Below are 19,797 nucleotides of genomic sequence, written 5' to 3'. Positions count from 1 at the left end.
GCCGTCCGCTTCGCCGACGGCATCCACACCCTCACCACCCACGGCACCACCACCTACCTCGAACTCGGCCCCGACGCCGCCCTCACCCCCATGGCGGGCGAGACCCTCGACGAGGACACCGCCGTGGTGGTGCCCGCGCTGCGGCGGGGCCGCCCCGAGGCGCAGGTGCTGGTGGAGGCGGTGGCCCAGCTGTACGCGGTGGGCCGTGCCGTGGACTGGGCCGCCTACTACGCCGGGTCGGGCGCCCGCCGGGTGGAGCTGCCGACGTACGCCTTCCAGCGCGAGCACTACTGGCTGGCGGGCAACGGCGGTCCCGGTGACGTGTCGGCCGCGGGGCTGGCCGGGGCCGGCCACCCGCTGCTGGGCGCGGTGCTCGGGCTGCCGGAGTCGGCGGGGCTGTGGTGCACCAGCCGGCTGTCCCTGGCGACGCATCCGTGGCTCGCCGACCACACCGTCTCCGGGGTGACCGTGGTGCCGGGTGCGGCGCTGGTGGAGATGGCGGTGCGCGCGGGGGACGAGACCGGCAGTGGCACCCTGGACGAACTGGTCGTGGAGACGCCGCTCGTGCTGCCCGAGCAGGGCGCGGTGCAGTTGCGCATCGGGGTGGCGGGCCCGGACGCGGCGGGCCGTCGCCCCCTGACGATCCACTCGCGGCCCGAGTCGGCCGCCGCCGAGGACCCGTGGGTGCGGCACGCGTCCGGTTTCCTGAGCGAGACCGCCGCGCGGCCCGACGCCCTCTCCTCGCAGTGGCCGCCGGCCGGCGCCGAACCGGTCGGCCTGGACGGCTTCTACGAGCGGCTCGCGGCGACCGGCCTCGGCTACGGCCCGCTGTTCCAGGGGTTGCGGAAGGTGTGGACGCGGGGCGAGGAGGTGTTCGCCGAGGTCGCCCTGGACGAGCGGGAGCGTGCCGCCGCCGAGCGGTACGGGCTGCACCCCGCGCTGCTCGACGCGGCCCTCCAGGCCAGCACGTTCTGCGCGCTCCCCGACGGTGACGGCGAGGACGGGGTGCGGCTGCCGTTCGCCTGGAACGGTGTGACGCTGCACGCCGCCGGTGCGAGCGCCCTGCGGGTGCGCGCGGTGCCGTCCGGATCCGGGGTCGCGCTGGAACTGGCCGACCCGACGGGCGCCCCGCTCGCCTCGGTCGGTTCGCTGGTGACCCGTCCGGCGACCGCGGACCAGCTGGAGCAGGATGCCGTACGGGATGCCCTGTTCCGCGTGGAGTGGACGCCGGCCCCGCTCGCTCCGGCCGCCGGGGCGGCCGGGTGGAGCGAGCTCGACGCCACGGCCGAGCCGGAGGGCACGGTTTTGGAGCGGATCCGCACGCTGACCGGGCGGGTGCTCGGTGCCGTGCAGGCGTTCGTGGAGGACGCCGATCCGGCGGCGGGCCCGCTGGTGGTCACCGTCCGCTCCGACAGCCCGGCCACCGCGGCCGTGCGTGGTCTGCTGCGCACCGCCCACCTGGAGTATCCGGGCCGTGTGGTCCTGGCCGAGCTGGACGGCACCACGGCCTCCGAGGAGGCCCTGGCCGCCGCGGTCGCCACCGGGGAGCCGCACGTCCGGCTGACGGACGGCGCGTTGACCGTGCCCCGGCTGGTCCGGCACAGCCCGCCGGCGACCGGTGAGCCGCCGGTCCTGCGGGGCACCGTGCTGATCACCGGCGGCACCGGCTCCCTGGGCGCCCTCCTCGCCCGCCACCTGGTCACCACCCACGGCGTCACCTCCCTGCTGCTGACCAGCCGACGCGGCCCCGCCGCCGAGGGCGCCGAGGAACTCGCCGCCCAGCTGAAGGAACTGGGCGCCGACGAGGTCACCATCGCCGCCTGCGACATGGCCGACCGCGACGCCGTACGACGGCTCCTCGACCAGCACCCCGTCCGCGCCGTCTTCCACACCGCCGGCGTCCTCGACGACGGCACCCTCGCCTCCCTCACCCCCGAGCGGCTCGACACCGTCTACGCCCCGAAGGCCGACGGTGCCTGGCACCTGCACGAACTCACCACCGACCTCGACGCGTTCGTGCTGTTCTCCTCCGTCTCCGGCACCCTCGGCAACCCCGGCCAGGCCAACTACGCCGCCGCCAACGCCTTCCTCGACCACCTCGCCCACCTCCGCCACCAGCAGGGCCTGCCCGCCACCTCCCTCGCCTGGGGACTGTGGGACCAGACCGCCGACGGCATGGGCGCCACCATCACCACCACCCGCCGCACCGGCATGCGCGCCCTCACCCCCGAAGAAGGCCTCGCCCTCCTCGACACCACCCTCACCGACCCCACCCCCACCCTCGTCCCCGCCAAACTCGACCTCGCCGCCTACGCCCACCACACCCCCGTCCCCACCCTCCTGCACCACCTCGTCAAACCCACCCGCAAGCAGGCCGGCACCACCACGGCGGGCGCCGACGGTCTGGCCGAACGGCTCGCCGCGCTCGCGCCGGCCGAACGGCAGCGCGAGGTGCTCACGCTGGTGCGGACCGAGGCGGCGGCGGCGCTGGGGCACTCCGGCGCCGACGCGATCAAGCCCCACCAGGCGTTCAAGGAGGTCGGCTTCGACTCGCTGGCCGCCGTGGAGCTGCGCAACCGGCTCACCGCGGCGACCGGGATCAAGCTCCCGGCCACCCTCGTCTTCGACCACCCCACCCCGCAGGCCCTGGCCGCGCTGCTGCTGGACGAGCTCGTGCCGGCGTCCGCCGCCGAGGCCGGTGCGGGACAGGTCGACGAGGCCGCACTGCGCCGTTTCCTCGCCACCGCGCCACTGGACCGGCTGGGCGAACTCGGCGTGCTCGACCGGGTGTTGCCGCATCTGGACGCGGCGCGGGACACGACGCCCGCCCCGCAGGACAGCGCCGACACCACGGAACTCATCGGCGCGATGAGCGTCGACAGTCTGCTCGAACTCGCACTCGGCGGCGAGTCCACGTGACCGGGCCCCGCCCCGGACACCAGGACACGAGGCCACTCACACGGAGGAAGCGATGACCGTATCCGAGGACCAGTCCGCCAAGCTCGTCGAGGCGTTGCGGACCTCCCTGATCGAGAACGAACGGCTCAGGCGGGAACAGGAGCGGACCGCGGCCGCGGCCCGGGAACCGATCGCGATCGTCGGGATGGCCTGCCGGCTGCCCGGCGGGGTGAGCACGCCGGAGGAGCTGTGGCGGCTGGTCGCCGACGGCACCGACGCCATCACGGAGTTCCCGGCCGACCGGGGCTGGAACACCGACGAGCTGTACGACGCCGACCCCGAGCAGTCCGGGAAGTCGTACGTCCGTGAAGGCGGGTTCCTGCACGACGCCGGCGAGTTCGACGCCGGGTTCTTCGGGATCTCGCCCCGTGAGGCGCTGGCGACGGACCCGCAGCAGCGGATCCTGCTGGAGACCGCCTGGGAGACCTTCGAGCGGGCCGGGATCGCGCCGAGCACGCTGAGCGGCAGCAGCGTCGGCGTGTACGCCGGGGTGATGTACCACGACTACGCGGGGCGCCTCCAGCAGGTGCCGAAGGACGTGGAGGGGCTGCTGGGGATCGGCAACTCGGGCAGTGTGGCCTCCGGGCGGATCTCGTACACCTTCGGGTTGGAGGGGCCGTCGCTGACCCTGGACACGGCCTGCTCGTCGTCGCTGGTGGCGATCCACCTGGCCGTGCAGTCGCTGCGCGGCGGGGAGTGCTCGATGGCGCTCGCTGGCGGTGTCGCGGTCATGGCGACACCCGGGGTGTTCGTGGAGTTCTCCCGGCAGCGGGGGCTGGCGGGCGACGGGCGGTGCAAGGCGTTCGCGGCCGGTGCGGACGGCACGGGCTGGTCCGAGGGCGCCGGGCTCCTTCTCCTGGAGCGGCTGTCCGACGCGCGGCGCAACGGACACCCCGTCCTCGCCGTCGTCCGCGGCACCGCCGTCAACCAGGACGGCGCCTCCAACGGCCTCACCGCCCCCAACGGCCCCTCACAGCAACGCGTCATCCGCCAGGCCCTCGCCAACGCCGGCCTCACCCCCACCGACATCGACGCCGTCGAAGCCCACGGCACCGGCACCCGGCTCGGCGACCCCATCGAAGCCCAGGCCCTCCTCGCCACCTACGGACAACACCGACCCGACAACCAGCCCCTCTGGCTGGGATCCCTGAAATCCAACATCGGCCACGCCCAGTCCGCCGCCGGAGTCGCCGGCGTCATCAAAATGGTCGAGGCGATACGCCACGGCGTGCTGCCCAAGACCCTCCACGTCGACGAGCCCACCCCGCACGTCGACTGGTCGGCGGGCGCCGTCGAGCTGCTCACCGACAACCGCCCCTGGCCCGACACCGAGCGCCCCCGCCGGGCGGCCGTCTCCTCCTTCGGCGTGAGCGGCACCAACAGCCACGTCATCATCGAACAGGCCCCCGACGACGAGACCCCCGAACCGGCCACCGAGCGCACCCCGCCCGCGGCCGTCCCGCTGGCCCTCTCGGCCCGCTCCGCGGCGGCGTTGCGCGGGCAGGCGGCCCGGCTGCACGACCGGCTGGTCGCCCGTCCGGAGCTCGCGCTCCCCGACGTCGCCCACTCGTTGCTGACCACGCGGGAGGCGCACGAGCGGCGGGCCGTGGTGGTCGCGGCCGACCGCGCCACCGCGCTGGAGGCGCTGTCGGCCCTGGCCGCGGACGAGTCCTCCGCGCCGGTGGTGCGGGGCACCGCGGACATGGACGGGAAGACCGTGTTCGTCTTCCCCGGGCAGGGCTCGCAGTGGGTCGGCATGGGCGGACAGCTCCTCGACGAGTCACCGGTGTTCGCGGAGAAGATCGCCGAGATCGAGACGGCTCTCGCCCCGTTCGTCGACTGGTCGCTCACCGACGTGCTGCGGCAGGCGGAGGGCGCCGCCTCCCTGGAGCGGGTGGACGTCGTGCAGCCCGCCTCGTTCGCGATGATGGTCGCCCTGGCCGCGCTGTGGCGCGCCCACGGCGTCGAGCCGGACGCGGTGATCGGGCACTCGCAGGGCGAGATCGCGGCGGCCGCGGTGAGCGGGGCGCTCTCGCTCCGGGACGCGGCCCGCGTGGTGGCGCTGCGCAGCAAGGCCATCGAGGCGATCACCGGCCGGGGCGGCATGGCCACCGTGTTCCTGCCGGCCGACGAGACCGAGCGGCGTCTGGAGGAGTTCGGCGGGGACCTGTCGGTGGCCGCGGTCAACGGCCCCGGTTTCACCGTGATCGCGGGCGGGGGCGAGGCGCTCGACGCGTTCAGCCGGCTGCTGGGCGACGAGGGCGTGCGGGTGCGCCGTATCCCGGTGGACTACGCCTCGCACTCGCCGCACGTCGAGGACCTGCGGGCCGAACTCCTCGACCTGCTGGGGCCGGTGGAGCCGCGCCGGCCAGAGGTGCCGATGCTGTCGACCGTCACCGGCACGTGGCTGGGCACGGGCGACACCGACGCCAAGTACTGGTACGAGAACCTGCGCCGCACGGTGCGCTTCGCCGACGCGGCGGCCACGCTGCGCGAGCAGGGGTACCGGGCGTGGGTCGAGTGCAGCCCGCACGGCGTGCTCGTGCCGGCGTTGCAGCAGGCCCTGGACGGGATGCCGGGCGGCGCCGTCGTCACCGGGTCGCTGCGCCGCGGCGAGGGCGGCCTGGCCACCTTCCTCACCTCCCTCGCCGGGCTGTACGTGCGGGGGCTCCCGGCGGACCTCGGCCGGGTCCTCGCGGGGACGGGCGCCCGCCGGGTCGACCTGCCCACGTACGCGTTCCAACACCGTCGTTACTGGCTGGAGGCAGACATCGTGATCGGCAACGGAGAGGCCGCCGCGCAGCGGCTCACCGAGGAGGAGGCGCAGGAGCCCGGCGAGGCGCTCGCGACGCGGCTGGCCGGGCTCGGCCCCGACGAGCGCTACGACCTGCTCGCCGACCTGGTGCGGGAGACGGCCGCGGCGGTGCTCGGCCACGACGACCTGGAGGAGATCGAGGAGAACAGCGGTTTCTTCGACGTCGGGTTCACCTCGCTGACGGCCGTGGAGCTGCGCAACCGGCTCTCCGAGGCCACCGGTCTCCAGCTGCCGGTGATGCTGCTCTTCGACCAGCCGACGCCGGGCATGGTCGCCGAGTACCTGGAGCCGCTGCTGCCGGCGGACACCCCCGTCGACGCCTGATTCCCTCGCCGACGCCCTGCTTCGGCGCGCCGAAGCCCGTTCTTCCCGCGCCGGGGCGGGGGGGCCCCCCGGGGGCCCCCCCCCCCCCCCCCCGCCCCCCGCCCGCCCCCCCCCCCCCCCCCCCCCCCCCCCCCCCGCCCCCCCCCCCCCCCCCCCCCGCACNNNNTTTAGGTGGCGGGGGGGGGGGGGGGGCCCCCCCGGGTGTCGGCTTTTCCCCCGCGCGGCGGCCGTGTTGGGGGGGGCCCACGCCGGGGCTCCCGGGGGGGGGGGGGGGGCCCCGCGGGGGGCCGCCCGCCCCGGCGCCTTTCCGATCCTTCCCGGTCCTCGGCCTTCCGCCGACCGGCCCAGACACAGGGAGCGCACGACCGTCATGCACACCACCACCCCGGAACCTCCCGCCGACAGCGACGTCCTCGTCGTGGGCTACGGCCCCGTCGGCCAGACCCTGTCCATCCTGCTGGCCCAGCACGGCCACCGGGTCGTCGTCGTGGAACGCTGGCCGCAGCCGTACGGCATGCCGCGCGCCGTGAACTTCGACAGCGAGTCGGCGCGCATCCTGGCGGCGGCCGGCCTCGGCGAACGCATCCCCTCGTTCTCGGAACCGTCGGGCACGTACGAGTGGCTCAACGCCGAGGGGCGCAGCCTGCTGCGCATCGAGGCCTCGCAGACCGGCCGGTGCGGCTGGCCCGACTCGACGGCCATGTACCAGCCCGGCCTGGAGGCGGCCCTCGCGGAGCGCGGCGCGCGGCTGCCCTCCCTGACGGTGCTGCGCGGCCACGAGGCCGTCGGCCTCACGGTCACCGACGACGGGGCCGAGCTGACCGTGCGTCCCACCGGCGACGACATCGGGGCCGGGCGGCGCGTCCTGACCGCCCGCTGGGTGGTGGGCTGCGACGGCGCCAACAGCTTCGTACGCGCCCGGATGGGCACCGGCCAGACCGATCTGGGCTTCTCGCACGACTGGCTGATCTGCGACGTCGCCCCCCTCACGGCCCGGACCTACGAGCCGAACAACCTCCAGGTGTGCGACCCGGCCCGGCCGCGCACCCATGTGTCGGCGGGCCCCGGGCACCGCCGCTGGGAGTTCATGCGGGTGGCCGGGGAGAGCGCCGACGAGCTCGACACGGTCGAGCGGGCCTGGGAGTTGCTGGCCGAGCAGGGCGTCACCCCGGACGACGCCGTCCTGGAGCGGCACGCGATGTACACCTTCAACGCGCGGTACGCCGACGAATGGCGCTCGGGCCGGCTGCTGCTCGCCGGGGACTCGGCGCACCTGATGCCGCCGTTCGCGGCGCAGGGCATGTGCTCGGGGTTCCGGGACGCCGCCAACCTCGCCTGGAAACTGGACCTGGTGCTCGGCGGGCAGGCCTCCGACACCCTCCTGGACAGCTACACCGTCGAGCGCCGCCGGCACGTCCAGCACGCCATCACCATGTCCGTGAACCTCGGCCGGGTCATCTGCCAGGACGACCCGGCGGCCGCGGCCGAGCGGGACGCGTCGATGCTCGCGGCCCGGGAGCGCGGCGTGGGCGGCGGCCGGCCGCAGGGCGCGGTGCAGCCCCTCAAGGACGGTCTGCTGTACCGGCGGGCGGCGGGCCGGGCGCCGCGTCACCCGGTGGGCGACCTCACGCCGCAGGGCCGGGTGGGCCGGGTGGGCCGTACCGGTCTCTTCGACGAGGTCGTGGGGCTGGGGTTCGTACTGCTGACCGCGGACGACCCGGCGACGCTGCTGGACGACGCGGACCGCGCCTTCCTGGAGGGGCTGCGGGCGCGGATCGTCCAGGTGGTGCCGGCCGACGGCCCGGCGCCGGGGCCGGGGCAGGTCGCCGACACCGACGGGGTGTACCTGCGGTACCTGGGCGAGTGCCGGACGCGTTCGCTGCTGGTGCGGCCGGACTTCTACGTGTACGGCGCCGCCGCCGACCGGGACCAGCTGGCCGCCGTCCTCGGGCAGTTGCGCGAGAGCCTGGGGGCGCTGACGCCGGCCGGCTGAGCGCGGCGCGCGGACAGCGGGAAGGGGCCGCCCGGCATCAGCCGGGCGGCCCCTTCCGGTGGGGGGCCGTGCGCTCAGACCTCGAGGTTGGCCTCGATCTCGAAGGTCAGCTTGATCGTCTCGCCGACGACCGCGCCGGCCGGGCCGGCGGTGACGCCGAAGTCGGAGCGGTTGATCTCGGCGACCGCGGAGAAACCGGCGGCCGGGTGGCCCTCGAAGCCGGTGCCGAAGCCGTTGATCTCCAGGCGGAGGGTGGCCGGCTTGGTGATGCCGCGGATCGTCAGGTCGCCGTCGACGAGGAACGCCTCACCGTCGGGGCGGATGCCGGTGGAGACGAAGGTGAGGGTGGGGAACTCGTCCACCTTCAGGAAGTCGTCGCCGTGGATGTGCTCGTCGCGCATCTGGTTCTTGGTGTTGACCGACTTGGCCTGGATGGTGGCGGTCACCGAGGAGTCGAGGGGGTTCTCGGCCGTGACGATCCGCGCCTCGAAGGTGTCGAAGCGGCCGCGGACCTTGGCGATGCCCAGGTGCCGGACCTCGAACGAGACGTCGGAGTGGACGCCGTCCACGTTCCAGGCGCCGGCGACGTAACCCGGGATCTGAAGGGCGGTGGTCATGATGGGTTCTCCTCGTGTGTCTGGGCGGAATTGCTCGGGGTTCCAGGGGAATTGCCGGGGATCACCGGAAACTTCCGAGGAATGCTGGGGATTACGGGGGTTACTGGGGATTACCGGGGATTACCGGGAACCGACCGGAGGGTTCTCGGACGATTCCCGACGGGTCCTCGAAAGGCGTATCGGATGCCCCTCGGAGGGTTGCCGAACGGCCCGCGGAGGGTTCTCGTGGTTTTCAGGCGGCCTGGCGCAGAATGTGGCGCACGAGGGTCTCGTACTCGTTCTTGTCGATGATCGCGCGGACCTTCTCCGCACCGTCCTTCGACTCGACGTACCGGCGGCCGATCAGGATCAGCTGGCCGTTCTCATCGGTGCGTCCCTGGATCTTCGTGCCGGCGGTGAGCTGTTCGCCCTCCCAGAACCACTCCATGTCCTTCTCGACCGTGCTGGAGAAGCCCTTCCAGTCGGCCAGCCGCCGCTCCTGCTCGCGGAACCGGTAGACGCCCTGCCAGCCGCCCGCGACGCCCTGGCGCAGCACGACCTTGTGCTCGCCGTCGTCCACGACCTTGAAGCGGAAGCCGTTCTGCTCCTGCTCCTCCTCGCCGACGTGCAGCGGCTCGATGAAGGACGGGCCGACGAACCCGACGTCCACCAGGTACAGTTCGCCGTCGATCCGGACCGCGTTGAGCATGTGCTCCAGGTCGGGACCGTACTGGTTGTCGGCGCCGCGGATGCCCGCGGACAGGATCAGCACCTCGTAGCCGAGACGCTGGAGCAGGGTGCGGAACAGACCGCTCAGCTCGTGGCAGACGCCGCCGCGCCGGCCGGTGATCAGCTGCTCGAACAGCACGTCGGGGTCGGTCTCCACCTCGTCCCACACGGCGAGCCCCTTGTGGGCGTGCAGGGAATTGTCGAACGGCACCGACTCCAGGTGTCGGCGGTGCAGTTCGCGAAGGGTTTCCAGGGTGGGTTCCAGCGAACCCCCGTATCCCAGATGGCTCACATAAGCGGCGACATCGAACATCGAGTGGTCCTCCTCGTCGGTGCGTTCAGTCTTGCGCGGCGGAAGGGGGGCGGCGTCCCTTCACCACCCCCCTCACACCCCCCTTTCGCGTCAGCTGTGTTCCGGGCCCGCGGGGCGGGGCCCGGCCACGGATTCGGCGAAGGCGATGAATCCCGGGAGCCATTTCTCGAAGGTGCCGGAGGCGGCGATCATGCTGGTCATCATGTGGGCCTCCTCACCGACGAGGGTGTGCAGTTCGGTGCTCTCGTCGCGGGCGGCGGCGACCGCGGCGCGGGCCAGTTCGGCGGGGTCCCCCGCGCTCTCGCCGCTCGCCCGGCTCAGGAACTCCTGCATCCACGCCTCGTCGGCGGCGTAGGGGTCGCCGTCGGTGGTCTCGCGGACGTAGGCGTTGGCCCGTACGTCGGTGGCGAAGTTGCCCGGCTCCAGGCAGACGACCCGGATGCCGTACGGGGCGACCTCGGCCGCCAGCGCCTCGCTGAGCGAGCCGAGGGCGAACTTGCTGGCCGCGTAGAAACCGCCGTACGGCACGGACCAGATGCGGCCCGCCAGGGAGCTGATGTTGACGATCGTGCCGCGGCCGGCCGCGCGCATCGCGGGCAGGGCCGCCCGCGTGGTGCGCAGCGCGCCCCAGAAGTTGGTCTCGAAGACCTGGCGGGCGTGGTCCTCCGGGGTGAGCTCGACCGCCCCGGCGTAGGTGATGCCGGCGTTGTTGACGAGGACGTCGACGGCTCCGTGCCGCTGCTCGACCTGTGCGACGGCCTCCCGCACGGACGTCTCGTCGGTGACGTCCAGGGCGAGCACCTCGACGCCGAGGTCCTCGGCGGCGGCCCGCTCGTGCAGCCGGCCCGCCTTGGCGGGGTTGCGCATCGAGGCGTACACGGTGTCGCCCTCGCGGGCGAAGGCCAGAGCGATCTCCAGGCCGAATCCACTGCTGCAACCGGTGACGAGTACGACCGCCATCAGACCGCCACCTCCGCGGGCTCGTGTGTGCTCTTCCTCGGTTTGCGTGGCCTGCCGAACCTGCGCTGCACGGGCGACTCCACGCACCGGAACAGCGCCCAGGCGAGCAGCGCCGACAGCCCGAAGGCCACGACGGCGAGGCCGGTGGCGTCCCACAGCCCCCAGACGTGGTCGGTGCCGACCAGGTACACGAGGTGGGCGTGGATCATGCGGTGCAGCAGGTAGAAGGCGAACGAGATGTCGCCGAGCCACACCATGGCTCGGCTGGCGGTGAGGGACGGCTCCCCGCGCACGTCGCGCAGCGCGAACGCCGGGATCAGCAGGGCGAGCGGGATCACGGTGGCGGCGGCGTAGCCCCACAGGTCGGGCACGTACAGCGAGACGGCGTAGCCGGCGACGAAGGCGAGGGCGGCGGCGCCGGGGCGCACGTCGATCCACTTGCCGGTGAGCACGATCCGGGCGAGCAGGATGCCGAGGACGAACTCCAGCGTGCGGGTGACCGGGAAGAGGTAGACGAACCAGAAGTCGTAGGCGGGCGTCGGCTCCCAGGCCAGCTGCGGCTGGTCGGGCAGCAGCAGCGTCACGAACGGCACGAGAAGGACGGCGGCCAGCGCACCGGACGCCCAGTACCACAGGTGCTCGGGGCGGATCCGGCGGATCAGCCCGTGCCACAGCGGGAACAGGGCGTAGAAAAACGCCTCGCAGGACAGCGACCAGCTCACGCCGTTGACGCTGAGGGAGACGTTCGTGTCCCAGGACCAGGACTGCACGAGGAGCAGGTTGGGCAGCACGTGCCGGATCTCGGTGCCCGCCCACGCCATGAGCAGCGCCGCGAGCAGGAACGTGACGAAGTGGTTCGGGTAGACCTTGAAGAACCGGCGACGCCAGAACCTCGGTGCGGTGTCGTCGGCGCGTGCCGACCAGGCGAGGACGAAGCCGCTGAGGACGAAGAAGAACGACACCCCCACCCAGCCGGCGTTCGCCGTGACGAAGGTGAGGGATTCGGGGAACGCCGAGGGCGGGTAGATGCCCCACGTGGCGTGGTAGACGAACACCATCGACACCGCGATCCACCGCATGCCGGTCAACGACGGAAGCCGTGACGCGGACTTGACGGGGGATATGGGTTCGGTGGTGCCGGTCTCGGTCTGAGACATGACGACCTTCCTGGACGGCAAGACGGCTTGTGCGGCTGGACTTTATCGACGAATTCCGGCCACCCGAGCTCCTCCCCACCCCCCTAAAACCCCCCTGTCTTTTCTCCGGAAACCCCCGGGCGGACCTGGGCGGGACCGGCCGCTGGATAACATTTCGGCATGGTCAATTACCCACTGGATTACGCTCGTTACTGCTCGGAAATCACGGCTGAGACCAACCGGATCGCCGAGCTGGTCGAGGGGGCCGACCTGTCGGTGCGCGTCCCCACCTGCCCCGCCTGGGACATCGCCGGTCTCGCGGTGCACATCGGACAGACCCACCGCTGGGCCGCCGCCACCGTCCGTACCCGGGCCACCGGTTTCGTCCCGCACGCGACCGTGCCCGACATGACTCCGGCCGGCCGCGACGCCGGGAGCGTCGCGGCCTGGCTGCGGGACAGCGCGGCACGACTGGCCGAGGACCTGGGCCAGGCCGGCGCCGACACGAAGGTGTGGACCGGGATGCCGGTCGAGAACGCCTCCTTCTGGGCCCGCCGGATGACGCACGAGGCGGTGGTGCACCACGCGGACGCGGCGATCGCCCTGGGCACCGACTACTCCGTCGCCCCCGAGATCGCGGCCGACGCCATCGACGAGTGGCTGTTCGTGCTCGCCAGCCCCTGGGGCGCCAACGCGGCCCCGCGCCTGGCCGAGCTGCGCGGGCCCGGCACCATCGCGCTGCGCGCCACGGACAGCGCGCCCGAGATCGGCGCCGACTGGCTGATCGAGCTGGGCCGCGACGGCTTCACCTGGCGCCGCGGCGTCGACGAGTCCGCCACCACCACCCTGCGCGGCCCTCTCACCGACGTCCTCCAGGTCTTCTACCGCCGCCAGCCGGCCGACAGCGGCCGCGTGGAGGTCCTCGGCGACGCCAAGCTCCTGGACGAATGGCTGGAGCGAGCCAGCTTCGGCTGACCCCCCGCCCCCTGACCCGAATGGCGCCCGCGAATCCCCCGGCGGGCGCCATTCGACTTTTTCCGGGGCCCTTTACGGGGCCACTGCCTCCACGGGCTTGCCTCCACGGGCTTTACGGGGGGCCACTCCCCCTACGAGGGGGAACGGGGGCCGACCTTCTCACCATCCGTGCGCCGACCCTCTGCCCCGGCATGCGGCGACGCCCTTCCGGGGCAAGGCGTCGCCCCCCCCTTCCCCGGCATGCGGCCCCCCTTCCCCGGCATGGGCTCCCTCCCCGGGCAGGCGCCGACCCAGGCCTGGCATACGACGAGCACCTGCTCGGGCATACAGCCGCTTTCCCTCCGGCCAGGAAGCTGCCGGTCCCGTGGCCCTCCCTTCGGCCAGGAAGCTGCCGGTCCCGTGGCCCTCCCTTCGGCCAGGCAGGTGCCGCTCCCTGGCCGTCCATCCAGGCAGGCACATGCCGGTCCCCCGGTCCAGTTGACGCCCGTCCCCGTCCCGGGCAAGCACCCACGTCCTTCACCCCACCGGCCAGTGACACGCTCATCGGCGTCGGCGCCCCCGTGGGCCCCACCGCCTCCCCGGGCGAGCAGCCGCCCCCCTTTCCCGAGCAGCCGCCCCTTCCCCGAGCAGCCGCCCCCCTTTCCCGGCGTGTCCGCCACTTGTCCCCCACGCCCGGCGCTTGTCCCGCACCCCCTGTCACTTGTCCCGCCACCCGCCGCGCCCCTTGCCCCGCCGGCCCCGGCCTTTCCGTCCCGGTCGTGTTCGCGCCGCCTCTCGCACGGCGGGCGTAATTCCACTTCCCCGGCGGGAGTAATTCCACGCTTTTCGGCCACTTCCCGAGTCCCGCTACGGGGGTGTTAGGGGTTCTTTCGCGCCAATCTCGCCGCATAGGTTTCCCAGCGATCCACGAAAGATGTCCCGGAAATTCCGGGCACGGGGAGGGAAACAATGCTCAACAGAAGGAACTTCATACGCGCCGGCGGGGGTGTGGCACTCGCGGGTGCCGTGGCCGGAGTGGTTCCGCCCCTGTCCTACAGTGCGGAGAGCGGTTACGCGACGCTCGCCGCGAGCCTCCAGGGCGACCTGGTGCTGGCCGGCGACAGCGGCTACGACCAGGCCCGTCAGCTCCAGATGATGCAGTGGGACGCGGCGGCCCCGGAGGCCGTCGCCTACTGCCGGACCCCGGCGGACGTCCAGGCCGCCGTGCGCTTCGCCCGCCAGGAGGGCATCCAGGTCCGGATGCGTTCGGGCGGCCACAGCTACGGCGGCTGGTCCACCGGCCCCGGCCTCGTCATCGACGTCTCCCGCCTGAACCAGGCCACCGTCAGCGGCACCGTCGTGAAGGTCGGCCCGGGCGCGCAGTCCGTCAACGCGGTCACCGCGCTCGCCCCGCAGGGCAAGCAGATCATCACCGGCACCTGCCCGACCGTCTGCCCCGGCGGTTTCGTCTCCGGCGGCGGATACGGCTACCAGACGCGCAAGTTCGGCCTGGGCAGCGACCGGGTGAGCGCCGCGAGCGTGGTCCTCGCCGACGGGTCCCTGGTGCGTGCCTCGGCCACCCAGAACGCCGACCTGTTCTGGGCGCTGCGCGGCGGCGGGGGCGGCAACTTCGGTGTCGTCGTCGAGTTCGAGATCCGCCCGGTCAACGCCCCCACGATGGTCTACTACGAGACCTGGTGGGACTACGACCGCGTCACCGACCTGTTCGGCGCCTGGCAGGACTGGATCAACGCCGGCTCGGACAACCTCGGTTCGCAGTTCATCCTGATCCTTCCCGACGCCGCCGCCGGCCAGAAGCCGATGGTCCTGATCACGGGCGGCTACCTGGGCCCGAAGAGCGAACTGGACACCGCGCTCAACCAGCTCACCGCCCTGGCTAGAACCGCACCGCAGTCGTCGCTCGCCGCCGAGGCGTCGTACGCGGACACGATGAAGCGCGTCTACCACTGCGACACGATCACCGTGCAGCAGTGCCAGCGGGTCGGCACCAACCCGGACGCCACCCTGCCGCGCATCGGCTGGCAGCGGGAGACCTACCGCCTGTTCAACACCCGGCTGAGCGCCTCGGCGATCGCGAACGTGCTGGGCGCCTGGGACTCCCGGCGCGCCGCCGGCCACACCCGCTACCTGCACTGCATGGCGCTCGGTGGCGCCGCGAACAAGGTAAGCCGCACCGACACCGCGTACTGGCACCGGGACGCGAAGTTCGTGGCCGGTTTCGTCGACCAGCTGCCGACCGCGGCGCCCCCGGCGGCGGACCAGGCGCTCGCCGAGAGCTGGACGGACAACGCCACCGCGGTCATGGACCCGCTCTCCAGCGGCGCGTACGTGAACTTCAGCAGCTCCAAGCTGCCCGGCTGGCAGCACAAGTACTACGGCGACAACTACACCCGCCTGGTCATGGTGAAGAAGGCCTACGACCCGACCGACTTCTTCCACCACGGCCGCAGCATCGAGGTCGACTGACGGTCGGCCGACGGGCCGACGCCCGCCGGGGGAAACGCGGGGGCGGTGCCGGCCGGCACCGCCCCCGCCTTGTCGTACGCCTCCTCCCGCTACCGTCGTACGCCTTCCCTCGCTACCGTCGTACGCCGCCGTTACCCCACGGCTCACAGGCCCGCGTGGACCACCGGCGTGCCCGTGTCCTCGGTGCCGCCGCGGGCACCGGACCGGTCCCGGCCGGGACGCAGCAGCGCCCAGGCGACCAGGGCCGCGGCGACGACGAAACCGGCCGCGGTGGCGAAGGCCAGCCGGTAGCCCTCCAGCAGCGCGGACGGCGCCGTCGACGTACCGGCACGGGCCGTGGCGAGCGTGTTGAGGACGGCGAGGCCCACCGCGCCGCCGATCTGCTGGGTGGTGTTGAACAGGCCGGAGGCGACCCCGGAGTCCTCGGGGCCGGCGTCCGCGACGCCGAGCAGCATCAGCGCGGGCATCACGGCACCGAAGCCGAGTCCCAGCAGCAGCGCGGACGGCAGGAAGGCGGTGGCGTACGCGCCGTCCAGCGGGATCCGCGCGAACAGCGCGAAGCCGGCCGCCAGCAGCGCGAGTCCGCCGAGCAGCACCGGCCGGGCACCGAAGCGGGTGATCAGCCGCGCGGCGAGGCCGAGGGAGACCACCGCGATGGACAGCGCGGCCGGCAGGAAGGCGAGGCCGGTGGCCAGGGCGTCGTAGCCGAGGACCTTCTGCAGATACAGGGTGCCGAAGTACAAGAACCCGAACATGGCGGCGATCAGCAGCAGTTGGATGGTGTTGGCGGCCGCCACGGAGCGGATCGCGAAGACGCGCAGCGGCAGCAGCGGACCGGCGGCACGGGACTCGCGCACCACGAACGCCACGAGCAGCGCCAGGGCCGCGGCCGCGCCGCCCAGGGTGGACGCGGCCACCCAGCCCTCGGTCTCCGCGCCGACGATGGTGTAGACGGCGAGCATCAGACCGGCGGTGACGAGCACGGCACCGGCGACGTCGGCGTGCCCGCGCAGCCCCGCGCCGGGCTCGTGCCGCAGCGTGCGCAGCGCGACGGCGACGACGACCGCGCCGAGCGGGATGTTGATGAGGAAGATCCAGCTCCAGTCCACCATGTCGGTGAGGACGCCGCCGACCAGCGGGCCGATGGCGCCGCCGCCCGCCGAGGCGAAGCTGAACGCGCCGATCGCCCGGGCCTGTTCACGCGGCTCGGGGAACATCGTGACGATCATGCCGAGGATGCCGGCGGAGGCGATCGCCCCGCCGACGCCCTGCACGAAACGGGCGGCGATCAGCGTGCCCTGCCCGGGGGCCAGGCCGCACAGCAGGGACGCGGCGGTGAACAGGGCGAGCCCGGCGACGAACACCCGCTTGCGGCCCAGCAGATCGCCGAGGCGGCCCGCCAGGAGCAGCAGGCCGCCGAAGGGAACGACGTACGCGTTGACGATCCACACCAGGTCGGCCGCGGAGAACCCGAGGTCGGCCTGGATGGCGGGGAGCGCCACGTTCACGATGTTCTGGTCGAGGATGATCATCAGCTGCGCGGCGCAGAGCACCGCGAGGGGCAGCCGGCGGGATGTGCGGGGCGTGGTTGCGCCCATGGGGGCATACCTCCAGAGAGTGTCAGGCGCGCAGCATCTCGGCGACCAGGAAGGCGAGTTCCATGGACTGCTGCGGGTTCAGGCGCGGATCGCAGTACGTCTCGTACCGCTCCGCGAGACCGGAGTCGTCGATGGCCTGGGCGCCGCCCACGCACTCGGTGACGTTGTCGCCGGTCAGTTCGATGTGCAGGCCGCCCGGGTGGGTGCCGAGACCGCGGTGCACCTCGAAGAAGCCCCGCACCTCGTCGGTGATCCGGTCGAAGTGCCGGGTCTTGTAGCCGCTCGCGGCCTCGTGGGTGTTGCCGTGCATCGGGTCGCACTGCCAGATGACCCGGTGCCCGGTCGCCTCGACCTTCTCCACGATCGGCGGCAGCACGTCGCGGATCCGGCCGCTGCCCATCCGGCTGATGAGGGTGAGCCGCCCCGGCCGGCCGTGCGGGTCGAGCCGCTCGACGTACTCCACGGCCTGCTCGGGCGTGGTGGAGGGGCCGATCTTCAACCCGATCGGGTTGGCGAGCAGCTCGGCGAGGGCGATGTGCGCGCCGTCCAGCTGCCGGGTGCGCTCACCGATCCACAGGAAGTGCCCGGACAGCCCGTACAGCCGCCCGAACCCGCCGTCCGGCGCGGGTACGTGCCGCAGCAGGCCCCGCTCGTACTCCAGCAGCAGCGCCTCGTGGCTGGACCACAGCTCGGTGGCGTGCAGCGCGCGGTGGTCGACCCGGCAGGCGGTCATGAAGTCGAGTCCGCGGTCGATCTCGGCGGCCAGCGTCTCGTAGCGCTCGCCGACCGGCGAGGTGCGCAGGAAGTCACGGTTCCACTCGTGCACCTGCCGCAGATCGGCGAAGCCCGAACCGGCGTACGCCCGCGTCAGGTTGAGTGCGGCGGCGGAACGGGCGTACGCCTGGAGCATCCGGGAGGGGTCGGCGACGCGCGCCTCGGGCACCGGGTCGAACCCGTTGACGATGTCGCCGCGGTAGACGGGCAGGCCGAGCGAGTCGGTGCTGTTGGAGCGGGGCTTGGCGTACTGCCCGGCGATCCGGCCCACCTTGACCACCGGCATGCTCGCCGCGTACGTCAGCACGACGGCCATCTGCACCAGCGTGCGCAGGTTGGCCCTGATGTGCGACTCGGTGTTGCCCTCGAAGGTCTCGGCGCAGTCGCCGCCCTGCAACAGGAAGGCCCGCCCCTGCGCCACCTCGGCGAGGCGCTGCTGCAGGAGGTCGACCTCGTGCGGTACGACGAGGGGCGGCATCGTCTCCAGCGTGTGCACCGCGGTCAGCGCGGCGACCGGGTCGGGCCACCGCGGCTGCTGGGCGGCGGGCCGCGACAGCGCCCGGGCGATCCGGGCGGCCGGCTCCTCGACGGGCTCGGCGGGTTCGGCCGGCTCGGCGGGTTCGTGGAGAGGGGGATGGACGGAGGCACGGGGTGTGATGGTCGGCTGCATGCCGCCACGCTAGGTACGGCCCGTCCACCGCCCGGCCATCTGCCGCCCATCGCCGGTCATCGGTGGCCGCCCCGGGCCGTGTCCTTCGGATCGTGCCGGGGAACGGGGCACCGCAGTTCCGAGCCGGGCCGGTCCGAAGGACCCGGCCTAGGGCCCTTCTGATGGATCTCCGTGGGAGAAGGAGCGGCGTCCGGTGCGTGCTCTCGGCGTGCGGCGCGGAAGTCCTCGTAGCGGCGCTACTTGGGCTTTCGCGCGGTGCGGCGAGAGTGCGTGCCGGGCGTCGCGACGCCGCGGAGATCCATCAGAAGGGCCCTAGCCGTTGAGCCCGAAGTACGTCCGGTAGAAGCGGAGTTGTTGCTCCAGCATCGGTGCCCCGTGGTGCACGGGGAGCCCCCGTCCGGCCGCGGCCCGCAGCAGGCGGGTCTCCCGGGGTTTCATGATGATGTCGGCGACGAGCGTGCCCGGCGCGAGTGCCGCCGGGTCGAACGGCAGCGGGTCGTCCTGCCGCAGCCCGAGCGGGGTCGCGTTCACGACGATGTCCGCGCCGTCGGTGACCGGCCGGGTCGCGCAGCCGGTGCGTCCCGGCCAGCGCGCCTCCAGCCGGGCGGCGAGCGCCGCGGTGCGTGCCGGGTCCAGATCGCACAGTTCCACCCGCTCCGCGCCCGCCATGAGCAGCGCCGGGGCGATGGCGCAGCCGGCTCCGCCCGTGCCCACGAGGGTGACCCGCGCCCCGGCCGCCCGATGGCCCGCGGCCTCGAGTCCGGCGACGAAGCCCGCGCCGTCGAAGTTGTCCGCGTGCCAGCGGCCGTCCGCCTCACGGCGCAACGCGTTGGCGCTGCCGGAGAGGTCGACCGCGGGGGCGGTCCGGTCGGCGAACCGGCGGACGGCGGCCTTGTGCGGCACCGTCACGAGCAGCCCGTCCAGATTGGCGATGGCCTGGAGGCCGCGGACCACGTCGTCGAACCGGTCGACGGGCGCGTGCACGGGCACCAGCACGGCGTCCCGGCCCAGCGCCGCGAGGAGCGGGTTGAGCAGCGTGGGCGCCTGCACCTGCGCGACGGGGTCGCCGAGCACGGCGTACAGCCGGGTGGCACCCGTGATCATGGGCTGGCGGAGGTCGGGGCGGGGCCCGGCGATGTCCATGTCTCCTCGTCTCTTCCTTCACTTCGGCAGGACCCCGGGCCGGTGACGGGCCGGGGTCACGGGGTGGGGGGCGGGGGTGGGGCCGACGGGGCGGGTGGCTCGGACGGCGGGGAAATCCTGGGGGGTTCCAGGGGGATGTCCGGCCGTCCGCCCCCGGCTAGCTTCCGGGGACACGGACGACACGGACGTACCAACAACCGACCTGCAGGGGGCGTGAGCACGCGATGAGGCCATCCGAATCGGGACTTCCGGTCGAACCGGTCTACGGGCCTGCCGCTCTGGAGGGCTGGGACCCGGCGGAGAAGCTGGGTGAGCCGGGCGCGTATCCCTTCACCCGGGGCGTGTAC

12 protein-coding genes are annotated in these 19,797 nt (G+C 73.2%); 5 read left to right on the top strand and 7 right to left on the bottom strand.

Annotated elements, in window-relative coordinates; translation table 11 throughout:
• From ACF1A1_RS38800 to ACF1A1_RS38790, 3 genes are all read left to right on the top strand, one after another.
• On the top strand, nucleotides 1-2,919 hold a 2,919-nt coding region (locus ACF1A1_RS38800), incomplete at its 5' end, for a type I polyketide synthase (protein WP_392006859.1).
• Between the two features lie 94 nt (nucleotides 2,920-3,013).
• A complete protein-coding gene (locus ACF1A1_RS38795; protein WP_392006861.1) occupies nucleotides 3,014-6,097 on the top strand; it encodes a type I polyketide synthase in 3,084 nt (1,027 codons plus the stop codon).
• Nucleotides 6,098-6,467: 370 nt separating this feature from the next.
• On the top strand, nucleotides 6,468-8,090 hold the full coding sequence (locus ACF1A1_RS38790) for a bifunctional 3-(3-hydroxy-phenyl)propionate/3-hydroxycinnamic acid hydroxylase (protein WP_392006857.1): 1,623 nt from the start codon (nucleotides 6,468-6,470) through the stop codon (nucleotides 8,088-8,090).
• Between the two features lie 74 nt (nucleotides 8,091-8,164).
• Here the strand turns inward: ACF1A1_RS38790 and ACF1A1_RS38785 are convergent, their stop codons facing one another.
• The 4 genes from ACF1A1_RS38785 to ACF1A1_RS38770 form a co-directional block, all read right to left on the bottom strand.
• Complete coding sequence (locus tag ACF1A1_RS38785; protein ID WP_392006855.1) at nucleotides 8,165-8,707, bottom strand: YceI family protein; 543 nt, start codon at nucleotides 8,705-8,707, stop codon at nucleotides 8,165-8,167.
• A 232-nt stretch (nucleotides 8,708-8,939) separates the two neighbouring features.
• Complete coding sequence (locus tag ACF1A1_RS38780) at nucleotides 8,940-9,728, bottom strand: arylamine N-acetyltransferase (RefSeq protein WP_392006853.1); 789 nt, start codon at nucleotides 9,726-9,728, stop codon at nucleotides 8,940-8,942.
• Nucleotides 9,729-9,818: 90 nt separating this feature from the next.
• Complete coding sequence (locus ACF1A1_RS38775; protein WP_392006851.1) at nucleotides 9,819-10,688, bottom strand: SDR family oxidoreductase; 870 nt, start codon at nucleotides 10,686-10,688, stop codon at nucleotides 9,819-9,821.
• Nucleotides 10,688-11,845: an acyltransferase family protein gene (locus ACF1A1_RS38770; RefSeq protein ID WP_392006849.1), complete on the bottom strand. Its 1,158-nt coding sequence runs from the start codon at nucleotides 11,843-11,845 to the stop codon at nucleotides 10,688-10,690. The genes ACF1A1_RS38775 and ACF1A1_RS38770 overlap by 1 nt, the downstream gene beginning before the upstream one ends.
• Nucleotides 11,846-12,004: 159 nt before the next feature.
• On the opposite strand from ACF1A1_RS38770, the gene ACF1A1_RS38765 reads away from it, so the two are divergent.
• The gene (locus ACF1A1_RS38765) at nucleotides 12,005-12,799 is read left to right on the top strand and encodes a maleylpyruvate isomerase family mycothiol-dependent enzyme (protein ID WP_392006846.1); all 795 of its coding nucleotides are present in this window, start codon (nucleotides 12,005-12,007) and stop codon (nucleotides 12,797-12,799) included.
• A gap of 948 nt (nucleotides 12,800-13,747) precedes the next feature.
• Complete coding sequence (locus tag ACF1A1_RS38760; protein WP_392006844.1) at nucleotides 13,748-15,265, top strand: FAD-binding oxidoreductase; 1,518 nt, start codon at nucleotides 13,748-13,750, stop codon at nucleotides 15,263-15,265.
• A 143-nt stretch (nucleotides 15,266-15,408) separates the two neighbouring features.
• Here ACF1A1_RS38760 and ACF1A1_RS38755 read toward each other — a convergent pair whose 3' ends face one another.
• From ACF1A1_RS38755 to ACF1A1_RS38745, 3 genes are all read right to left on the bottom strand, one after another.
• Nucleotides 15,409-16,863: an MFS transporter gene (locus ACF1A1_RS38755; RefSeq protein ID WP_392006842.1), complete on the bottom strand. Its 1,455-nt coding sequence runs from the start codon at nucleotides 16,861-16,863 to the stop codon at nucleotides 15,409-15,411.
• Nucleotides 16,864-16,885: 22 nt separating this feature from the next.
• Nucleotides 16,886-18,307: a class II 3-deoxy-7-phosphoheptulonate synthase gene (locus ACF1A1_RS38750; RefSeq protein WP_392006840.1), complete on the bottom strand. Its 1,422-nt coding sequence runs from the start codon at nucleotides 18,305-18,307 to the stop codon at nucleotides 16,886-16,888.
• 312 nt (nucleotides 18,308-18,619) lie between these two features.
• On the bottom strand, nucleotides 18,620-19,450 hold the full coding sequence (locus tag ACF1A1_RS38745; RefSeq protein WP_392006838.1) for a shikimate dehydrogenase family protein: 831 nt from the start codon (nucleotides 19,448-19,450) through the stop codon (nucleotides 18,620-18,622).
• Nucleotides 19,451-19,797 lie beyond the last annotated feature (347 nt).

Origin of the sequence: Streptomyces sp. NPDC014995 (assembly GCF_043080745.1) — a bacterium.
In the GTDB taxonomy this organism is placed as follows: domain Bacteria; phylum Actinomycetota; class Actinomycetes; order Streptomycetales; family Streptomycetaceae; genus Streptomyces.
The sequence above is the reverse complement of the archived record's forward strand: the minus strand, read 5'-3'. Positions and strand labels throughout refer to the sequence as shown.